5 protein-coding genes are annotated in these 10,274 nt (G+C 35.8%); 2 read left to right on the forward strand and 3 right to left on the reverse strand.

All coding sequences use genetic code 11. The features are described 5' to 3' along the window. Nucleotides 1–133: 133 nt before the first annotated feature. The gene (locus ACIQZC_RS06330; RefSeq protein ID WP_396138394.1) at nt 134–490 is read left to right on the forward strand and encodes a CoA-binding protein; all 357 of its coding nucleotides are present in this window, start codon (nt 134–136) and stop codon (nt 488–490) included. Here the strand turns inward: ACIQZC_RS06330 and ACIQZC_RS06335 are convergent. Next, entirely contained in the window at nt 487–1,989 is a 1,503-nt protein-coding gene (locus tag ACIQZC_RS06335) for a sodium:solute symporter (protein WP_396138395.1), read from the reverse strand. The genes ACIQZC_RS06330 and ACIQZC_RS06335 overlap by 4 nt on opposite strands. An 89-nt stretch (nt 1,990–2,078) precedes the next feature. Between ACIQZC_RS06335 and recR the strand changes: the two genes are divergently transcribed. After that, nucleotides 2,079–2,696, forward strand: coding sequence for a recombination mediator RecR (gene recR / locus ACIQZC_RS06340; RefSeq protein WP_396138396.1), 618 nt, complete (start codon nt 2,079–2,081; stop codon nt 2,694–2,696). A gap of 2 nt (nt 2,697–2,698) precedes the next feature. On the opposite strand, the gene ACIQZC_RS06345 is transcribed toward recR, so the two are convergent. Both ACIQZC_RS06345 and ACIQZC_RS06350 read right to left on the reverse strand, forming a co-directional pair. After that, nucleotides 2,699–3,700, reverse strand: a complete 1,002-nt coding sequence (locus ACIQZC_RS06345; RefSeq protein WP_396138397.1) for a PorP/SprF family type IX secretion system membrane protein — start codon at nt 3,698–3,700, stop codon at nt 2,699–2,701. A gap of 1 nt (nt 3,701) precedes the next feature. Then, nucleotides 3,702–10,274 (reverse strand): PKD-like domain-containing protein (locus ACIQZC_RS06350; RefSeq protein WP_396138398.1); only part of this gene is annotated, 6,573 nt, incomplete at its 5' end.

Below are 10,274 nucleotides of genomic sequence, written 5' to 3' on the forward strand. Positions count from 1 at the left end.
AATAAATAAACGAATACTTCCATATCTGATTTTTTGTAAAGATACAAAACAATTTTAGAGTGAAATAAAATTTTAGAATTCTATCGGTAATTGTGTAAAGATTATTTCATAAATTTATAAAAAATATAAGATAATGAAAACATTAGTAATAGGCGCTTCAACAAATAAGGAACGCTACTCTTATAAAGCCATTCACAATTTAGTCGATAAAAGTCATCAAGTAGTTGCAATTGGTGCGCAAAAGGGAATTGCTTTCGATGTTCCCATTGAAACCGAAAAAATAGCATTTCAAGGTATTGATACTATAACATTGTACATTAATGCGAAGGTACAGCCTGAATACTATGATTATATTTTATCCTTACATCCAAGACGTGTTATTTTTAATCCTGGCACAGAAAATCCTGAATTTTTTGCCATTTTGAAAGAAAATAAGATTAGTTATGAAGTAGCGTGTACATTAGTAATGCTTGCGACTAATCAATTTTAATATCTGGTGTTTTCTTGGGTTGGTTTGCTAATAATAAGTAATCCAATCAGTGTAAGTATTCCATTGATGATAATAATTTCTACCGAAAAAACATATCCAGAAAACCATTCGGTAGCATTGCTGTAAATCCAATAAGTAACTAATGGTGCAATTATACAAACGATGGGAACTAACTTATCGTGAACTGTTTTTGATTTTATAAACAATCCAAAAGCATATAAACCTAATAAAGGACCATAGGTATAACTCGCAACAGTAAAAATCATTGATACTACCGATTGATCTGTGAGCGAATTAAAAATTAAGATTACAATAAACATCAATAATGAAAAGCCAATATGCACTAAATGGCGGTTTCTAACAATGTTGGGTTTATTTTGATTCGCAGCTTTGTCCATACCTAAAAAGTCAACACAAAATGATGTGGTTAAAGCGGTTAAAGCAGAATCGGTTGTGGCAAAAGTAGCAGCAGTTAATCCTAATAAGAATACTATGGCTGGAATCAATGTTAAATGATTAAAAGCAATTTCTGGAAATAATAAATCGGTTCTTGGTTTTCCTGAAACAAGGTCAAGAGGAACATCGATGCCGTTTTTTGCAGCATAGATGTATATTAACGCTCCAACACTTAAAAAGAAAATATTTATAATAACAAAAATTCCTGTAAACGTAAACATGTTTTTCTGAGCTTCGCCAATAGTTGCACAACTCAAATTCTTTTGCATTAAATCTTGATCAAGGCCTACCATTGCAATGGTCACAAAGATTCCGCCTAGAAGTTGTTTCCAGAAATAATTACCACTTTGGTAATCATCAAAAAAGAATATTTTAGAATACTGACTTTCTTTTACGGTTTCAAAGGCTTCAAAAAAGCTCAAATCAAGATGATTGCAAATAAATATAATCGTTAAAAATACCGAAGAAACTAAGAAAAATGTTTGAAGCGTATCGGTAATAATGATTGTTTTTAAACCGCCTTTATAAGTATAAGCAAAAATTAATGCTAACGAAATTAGAACAGTTAATGCAAACGGAATTCCATAATAGTCAAATACATAACGTTGTAAAACAATAACTACTAAATACAATCTAAATGACGAACCAATCGTTCTGCTAATTAGAAAAATGGAAGCAGCGGTTTTATAACTTACAGCACCCAGTCTTCGTTCAATGTAACCATAAATTGAAGTAAGGTTCATGCGATAATAAAGCGGCAACAATACTTTAGCAATAATGATAAATCCAATAGCGTTCCCTAGAACAAATTGAAAATATTTGAATTGTAAATCTGGATTTCCTACTTCGCCTGGCACCGAAATAAAAGTTACACCAGATAAAGCCGTACCAATCATTCCGAAGGCTACTAAATACCATTTAGAATTTTTATTGGCCTTAAAAAACGCTTCATTTCCGCTATCTTTTCTACTTACAAAATAAGAAATGATAAAAAGTAAACCAAAGTAAACTACGATTAACGATAAAATTGCAAATGGACTCATTTTTCTATTTAATTTTAATGTGGCAATTTACATAAATAATCTTCACTTTTTCAAATAAACTAACGAGTAAAATTTGTTACTTTTGTGAAATGGAATTGCCTTCAAAATTAGTAGAAAACGCAGTCAATGAAATGGCACAATTACCAGGAATTGGTAAACGTACTGCTTTGCGATTGGTGTTGCATTTATTAAAACAGCCTCTAGAACAAACAGAGGAATTAGCCCAAGCATTGGCAACGATGCGAAAGGACATTCAGTTTTGTACTACTTGTCACACCATTTCAGATGCTGAAGTATGTTCTATTTGTTCCAATTCTTCTCGAGATAAATCAATTATCTGTGTGGTTGAAGATGTTAGAGATGTAATGGCTATTGAGAATACTAATATGTTCAAAGGAGTTTATCATGTATTGGGAGGTAAAATTTCGCCAATTGAAGGCATCGGTCCTTCCCAATTAAAAATAACCTCATTAGTAGAAAAGGTAAAAGGGGGAGGAGTGTCCGAAATTATTTTTGCATTAAGTTCCACAATGGAAGGCGATACTACAAACTTCTATATTTACAAACAAATAAAAGAATATTCGGTTAATACATCAACTATTGCAAGAGGTATTGCTGTGGGAGACGAATTAGAATATGCCGATGAAGTAACTTTAGGAAGAAGTTTACTCAATCGAATTCCTTTTGAAACGGCTATAAAACAATAGGATTATTCATTTATAGGGCATCCAAAACACTTACGGGCGTCAAGATCAAATTGGTAGACTAAACCAAGTTCAAAAGTACCGCCTGATTTCCCAATTTTTGAAGTAATTGCATCATAGGATAACCCGATTTTAAACTTTTCATATTGCAAACCAGTGAAAAAATTTATAGATCCTAGAAACGGGCTGTTTGTGCTTTGTGGCATCGGATTTAAAGCAAAAGTAGTTCCTATTGATAAATTATTAAAAATTAATGCGGTTCCAATATCTAATCTATTGTACTGCGCTTGTTTCATAAAATTTGCGGTCAGCATCATTCGTGTCTCATAGGGTAAAAATACAGGGTCAACATAAGATGCAATATCAAATTCATATCCGGTAGTGACACTAAAAAACATATCTAAAGGAACATTGCCTTCTTCTACAAAAGAAATATTTGGACGGTTTAAATGCTTCACAGAGGTGCCAATCCAAAAGTTGTTATTATGAAACAATAATCCTGCAGAGATGTCTAAAAAATTAAGCCTATTTTTTACTTGTAAAGGATCAATACTTATTGGATTAATTGTTTCGTTCCCAATATTTATTTGATCACCTAAGACTAAATTTTGAAATCCAAAACTTTTACTTCCAAAACCAACTTCAATTCCAGGTCTAAAATACCAATCATAATCTAATTGAATATTGTAAGCATAATTCACATTTGCTTGTACATAATTATACCCTGTAAATGATTCACGATGATTTAGAAAGTTAACACCAATTCCGCTTTGAGCTTCTTCAGAATACGTACTAAAATAAGCATAATCAGTATCTACTTTTAGATTCAAACTTACCCATTGAGAACGATGAAAAACGCCGGCACTTGTAGATTCTAAAAATCCGGTAAAACTTGGGTTCTGTGTTTCTGGAATTAAAAAATATTGCGTAAAAATAGGATCTTGCGCATAACTTTTAACACTAAGCATCACTAATCCAATTACGATATAAGTATATACTTTAGTCATCTTATTTTATTAATGTAAATGGACCGCTTTTTTCAATTAATTCTCCATAAAATGTAGTGCCTATTACTTTATAATAATAGTTACCGTTTTCTGCAGGAACATTGTTTATTTGGCCATTCCAACCCACAATAGTTTCCCCTTTTTCATAATAAACCACATTACCCCAAGTGTCATAAACTTGTAAAGAAATATTTTCTAATCCTTCAAATTCTGGCTTGAAAGTATCATTAATAGTATCATCATTAGCGGTGAAACCAGATGGAATCATTAGTTTGTAGCCTTTTGTAATGATAAGCGTGATTATATTAGTTTTGATACATCCTAGAGGATAGGTTACCGTTTGAGTTACGATATAATTACCTTCTAGTACATAAGTATGAATTGGATTTTCTTCGGTTGAAAAGATTCCATCACCAAAATTCCAAGCTACACTTACAAAATCACCCGTAGCGGTATTGGTAAATTGAATCGGATCATTAATAGAATAAATCCCATAGGTTGTGAAGGCAAATGAATTTTGTCCAAATCCTGTATTTCCAATAATAGGATTCGAAATAGTAACACTTTGCGATGTAGAACATCCGTTAGCGTCTGTGATGGTTACTGTGATTAATCCGTTTTGAGTAGTAGACATGAATTCGTTATTCGTTCCAGAAACTGTTCCGCTCGACCAGTTAATTGTGAACGGAGCCATGCCACCCGAAACATTTGCTTTGAAAAGATTAGTTACAGTTCCCGTTGCACAATTTACTTGCGAATTTTGATCTAAAACTACGATTAATGGTTGTGGTCTAAAAACAGTATAGGAAGCCGTTTTTATACAACCTCTACTATCAGTAACTATTACAGAATAATTTCCATTAGTTATCGCAGTTATGTCTTCTGTTGTAGCTCCGTTTGACCAAGCATAGGTAAATGGTGGGGTTCCTCCAGAAACGACTAAATTAATGGCGCCACTTGATGGAATTAAACAATCCAACGCATTTTGTATGGTTGCGTTTAAGACTAAAGGTTGCGGTTCTACAATAATAAACGTTCTGTTGATGTAACAAGGAGTACCATCAGAAATAGAAACACTATATGTTCCTGGAAGTAAGTTATTTCTAACGGTTCCAGCAGTACTTCCGTCACTCCATGAAACTACAACCGGTGCTAGTCCGCCAATTAAATTTAAGTTGATACTACCATTATTGGCACCAAAACAGGAAATATTTGTTACAACAGGATTAATTGTAAATATAGGTGCTTCAATTATATTTATTGTTATTGGTTTAGTACAACCATTATCATCGGTTATGGTGATAGTGTAACTTCCGGCCGCTAAATTATTTTGATAGAAACCGGTAGCGAAATTACTCCAATTGGCTTGATATGGTGCTGTTCCTCCAGTTACTGTTAGTGTGATAGAAGCATTGTTTGCTCCATAACAGGTAATTTCAGTAATTGTAGGTGTAATTACAATATCATTTGGTTGCGAAACCACTAATCCGGTTACTGTTTTTGTTCCGCCATTAGCATCTGTTACTAAAACAGAATACGTTCCTGCTATCAATCCAGTAAATTGAGGATTTAAATTTGTAGAATTTGTAATGGTTTGCACGATTACATTGGCACTATTTAATAAAGTATAATCATATGGGCTAACCGATTCTTGCGTGATTAAAATTCCTACTGCACCATTTGAATCCCCAAAGCAAAGTAAGTTAATGTTTAACGCTAAATCTTGTTGAACTAAAAGTTCAGGTGGTTGGGTCAGAGTAAATGTCAATATAATAGGCGCACAATATCCATCGTTGATTGTTACAGTATAGATTCCTGCAAATAAACCGGTTAAGTCTTCAGTAGTTGCGGTAAAACCATTTGGTCCTACCCAATTGTAAGTATAGGTACCATCACCACCAGCAACCGTTAAATTAATGGTACCATCATTACCTCCAAAGACGCTTACATTATATCCATTATAGTTAGAAAGCACGCCTGAAGCTGTAAATGTTGGGTTTACCGTAATGGTATAAAAAGCATTATTTCCAGTACATGAGTTTCCGTTACTGGTAAAAGTCGCCGCAGCTGTGTAAGTAATAGTTAAAGGTGCGTTGGTTGAATTGATTAACGTTTGCACGGGAATAGTATTGGTTCCTGAAGCAATTGCACCACTGATACCTACTGGAATGTTTGCTGTCCAAGCATAAGTTAAGGCACCTGGTAACGAGGAACTTAATGTAACTAAGCTAGTCGCTGTGTTATTACAAATGGTTTGGTTGGCTACATCAAAAATTACATTTGGTTTAGGGTATACTTCCACAGTAATGATAAATGGAGTACCTATACATGAACCCGATGTTGGCGTAACCGTATATATGATTGTTTGTATAGTGGCACTTGTATTTGTTAGCACTTGACTAATTTGACTACCAGTTCCTGCACTAGCTCCAGTTATATTCGTATTGGTACTTATAATCCAAGTATAGGTTGTTCCTAAAGGGACAATGGTATTTGCATTTGGTACACCATCAACAGGTGCTACAGTAAAGCCTTGCTCACTACAAATTACAAATGCTTGATTTTCAATTGCAGGTCTTGGATTTACCGTAATTGTATAATTATATGTAATTCCCGCACAAGCAGAGGCATCGTTTGTAGTTGCTGTAGCAGAATAGGTAATTGTTATTGGTGCATTAGTAGAATTTACTAAAATTTGTTCAGAAATGATATTGGTTCTTATATTAGAAATACCAGTAATACCAGCAGGTTGTATTGCAGTCCAAGTGATTATAGCACCAGAAGTAGCGCTACTTAATGTTACTAAAGCCGAAGTATCACCTGAACAAATGATTTGATTGGCAGGTGAGAAGGTAACCGCCGGACTTGGGTTTACGGTAATGACATATGTTTCTGCTACTCTAGAACAGCTATTTGCTGTTGCGATAATAGAAATCGTTGCAGTTATTGGAGCTGTACCACTATTGGTAGGCGTAAACACAGGAATATTTCCAGTTCCAGAAGCAGCTAAACCGATAGCTGTATTGGAGTTTGTCCATGCATAGGTAGTTCCAGAAACCCCATTGGTTAATACAATTTCAGTTGTTGGTGCTCCATTACAATAGGTTTGATTGGTAAGTCCTAAAGTTGTTGGTGTAGGATTTACCGTTACAGTAATGGTGAAAGGAGTACCCGCACAAGCACCTGAAGTTGGTATAACAGTATATTCTAAAGTAGCAGGTGCTGTTGTTGTATTGGTTAGTATTTGACTAATTGAAGCTACACCTGTTGTTTGAGCTGTTCCACCAGTAATGGCTCCTACAGGATTACTTATTGGTGTAGTCCAGGCATAGGTTGTTCCAGTTGGTACAATATTTCCACTACCATTAGCAGGAGTTACCGAAAAAGCAGTTCCCGAACAAATAGTTGGAGTAGTAGCTAAAATAGAAGGCTTCGGATTTACAACAATAGTTATGGTAAAAGTACTTCCCACACAATTCCCGGTATCACCAGAAGTTGGTGTTACAGTGTAAGTAATAGTTTGAGCCGTATTAGATGTATTGGTAAGTATTTGGCTAATAGTACTAATTCCAGCAGTGGTAGAAGCACTTGCACCTGTGATATTTGCATTTGTACTGATAGTCCAAGTATAAGTTGTTCCAGTTGGTACGATATTTCCACTACCATTAGTTGGCGTAACTGAAAATGCTGTTTCTGAACAAATAGAAGGATGTGTTACATTAGCAATAAAAGGTTTCGGATTCACACTAATTACAACGGTAAAAGTACTTCCTGAACAACCATTAAAAATTGGTGTAACTGTATAAGTTGCTGTTTGAACGGTATTGGTTGGATTTATTAATGTTCCACCAATAGTTGTTTGATTTACTCCAGAAGCACCGCCAGTAATTCCACTTGTAACGGCAGGCGTACTCCAAGAATATGTAGTTCCTATGGGAATACTATTTAAAGTTGAATTAGCTGGTGTTATTGAAAACGTACCACTACTACAAATTGCATCAGTAAAACTTTCGGTAATATTTGGTCTTGGTTTTACAGTAATGGTATAATTATAGGTAATTCCAGCACACGCAGAAGCATCGTTAGTTGATGCTACAGCTGCATAGGTAATTGTAATTGGCGCATTAGTAACATTTACTAAAGTTTGAGCAGGTATGGTATTGGTTCCCGAAGTGGTTACTCCAGTAATTCCTGTTGGTTGCACAGCGGTCCAAGCAAAAGTTGCACCAGAAGTAGTACTACTTAAATTCACTAAAGCCGAAGTATCACCTGAACAAATCGTTTGATTGGTAGGCGAGAAGCTTACTGCCGGACTTGGGTTTACGGTAATAATATACGTTTCTGCCACTCTCGAACAGCCGTTTGCTGTTGCGATAATAGAAATCGTTCCAGTTATAGGTGCTGTTGTAATATTTGTTGGTGTAAACACAGGAATATTTCCAGTTCCAGAAGCAGCTAAACCGATAGCTGTATTAGAATTAGTCCATGCATAGGTAGTTCCAGAAACTCCATTGGTTAATACAATTTGAGTGGCGGGTATCCCATTACAATAGGTTTGATTGGTAAGTCCTAAGGTTGTTGGTGTAGGATTTACCGTTACAGTAATGGTGAAAGGAGTACCCGCACAAGCACCTGAAGTTGGTGTAACGGTATATTCTAAAGTAGCAGGTGCTGTTGTTGTATTGGTTAGTGTTTGACTAATAGTTGCTAAACCTGTAGCTTGAGCAGTTCCACCAGTAATGGCTCCTACAGGATTGCTTATTGGTGTAGTCCAGGTATAGGTTGTTCCACTTGGCACAATGTTTCCACTACCATTGGCAGGAGTTACCGTAAAAGCAGTTCCTGAACAAATGGTTGGAGTAGTAGCTAAAACAGCAGGCTTCGGATTTACAACAACAGTTATGGTAAAGGTGCTTCCCACACAATTACCAGCATCACCAGAAGTTGGTGTTACAGTGTAAGTAATAGTTTGAGCCGTATTCGATGTATTGGTAAGTATTTGGCTAATAGTACTAATTCCAGCAGTCGTAGAAGCACTTGCACCTGTGATATTTGCATTTGTACTGATAGTCCAAGTATAAGTTGTTCCACTTGGTACGATATTTCCACTACCATTAGTTGGTGTAACGGTAAATGCTGTTTCAGAACAAATAGCAGGATGTGTTACATTAGCAATAAAAGGTTTCGGATTCACACTAATTACAACGGTAAAATTACTTCCTGAACAACCATTAAAAATTGGTGTAACAGTATAAGTTGCTGTTTGAACGGTATTGGTTGGATTTATTAATGTTCCACCAATAGTTGTTTGATTTCCACCAATAGCACCACCTGTTATTGCTCCAGTTACCAAAGGTGACCCCCAAGAATATGTAGTTCCTATGGGAATACTATTTAAAGTTGAATTAGCTGGTGTTATTGAAAACGAACCACCACTACAAATTGCATCAGTAAAACTTTCGGTAATATTTGGTCTTGGTTTTACAGTAATGGTATAATTATAGGTAATTCCAGCACACGCAGAAGCATCGTTAGTTGATGCTACAGCTGCATAAGTAATCGTTATTGGTGCATTAGTAGCATTTACTAAAATTTGAGCAGGTATGGTATTGGTTCCCGAAGTGGTTACTCCAGTAATTCCTGTTGGTTGCACAGCGGTCCAAGCAAAAGTTGCTCCAGAAGTAGTACTACTTAAAGTTACTAAAGCCGAAGTATCACCTGAACAAATGATTTGATTGGCAGGTGAGAAGGTAACCGCCGGACTTGGGTTTACGGTAATGACATATGTTTCTGCTACTCTAGAACAGCTATTTGCTGTTGCGATAATAGAAATCGTTGCAGTTATTGGAGCTGTACCACTATTGGTAGGCGTAAACACAGGAATATTTCCAGTTCCAGAAGCAGCTAAACCGATAGCTGTATTGGAGTTTGTCCATGCATAGGTAGTTCCAGAAACCCCATTGGTTAATACAATTTCAGTTGTTGGTGCTCCATTACAATAGGTTTGATTGGTAAGTCCTAAAGTTGTTGGTGTAGGATTTACCGTTACAGTAATGGTGAAAGGAGTACCCGCACAAGCACCTGAAGTTGGTATAACAGTATATTCTAAAGTAGCAGGTGCTGTTGTTGTATTGGTTAGTATTTGACTAATTGAAGCTACACCTGTTGTTTGAGCTGTTCCACCAGTAATGGCTCCTACAGGATTACTTATTGGTGTAGTCCAGGCATAGGTTGTTCCAGTTGGTACAATATTTCCACTACCATTAGCAGGAGTTACCGAAAAAGCAGTTCCCGAACAAATAGTTGGAGTAGTAGCTAAAATAGAAGGCTTCGGATTTACAACAATAGTTATGGTAAAAGTACTTCCCACACAATTCCCGGTATCACCAGAAGTTGGTGTTACAGTGTAAGTAATAGTTTGAGCCGTATTAGATGTATTGGTAAGTATTTGGCTAATAGTACTAATTCCAGCAGTGGTAGAAGCACTTGCACCTGTGATATTTGCATTTGTACTGATAGTCCAAGTATAAGTTGTTCCAGTTGGTACGATATTTCCACTACCATTAGTTGGCGT

This window comes from Flavobacterium sp. (genome assembly GCF_044338735.1).
Lineage (GTDB): Bacteria > Bacteroidota > Bacteroidia > Flavobacteriales > Flavobacteriaceae > Flavobacterium.

Bases quoted from the DNA above. Each gene is read 5' to 3' on its own strand.
- ACIQZC_RS06330 (WP_396138394.1), top strand. From the start codon at position 134: ATGAAAACATTAGTAATAGGCGCTTCAACAAATAAGGAACGCTACTCT.
- ACIQZC_RS06335 (WP_396138395.1), bottom strand. From the start codon at position 1,989: ATGAGTCCATTTGCAATTTTATCGTTAATCGTAGTTTACTTTGGTTTA.
- recR (WP_396138396.1), top strand. From the start codon at position 2,079: ATGGAATTGCCTTCAAAATTAGTAGAAAACGCAGTCAATGAAATGGCA.
- ACIQZC_RS06345 (WP_396138397.1), bottom strand. From the start codon at position 3,700: ATGACTAAAGTATATACTTATATCGTAATTGGATTAGTGATGCTTAGT.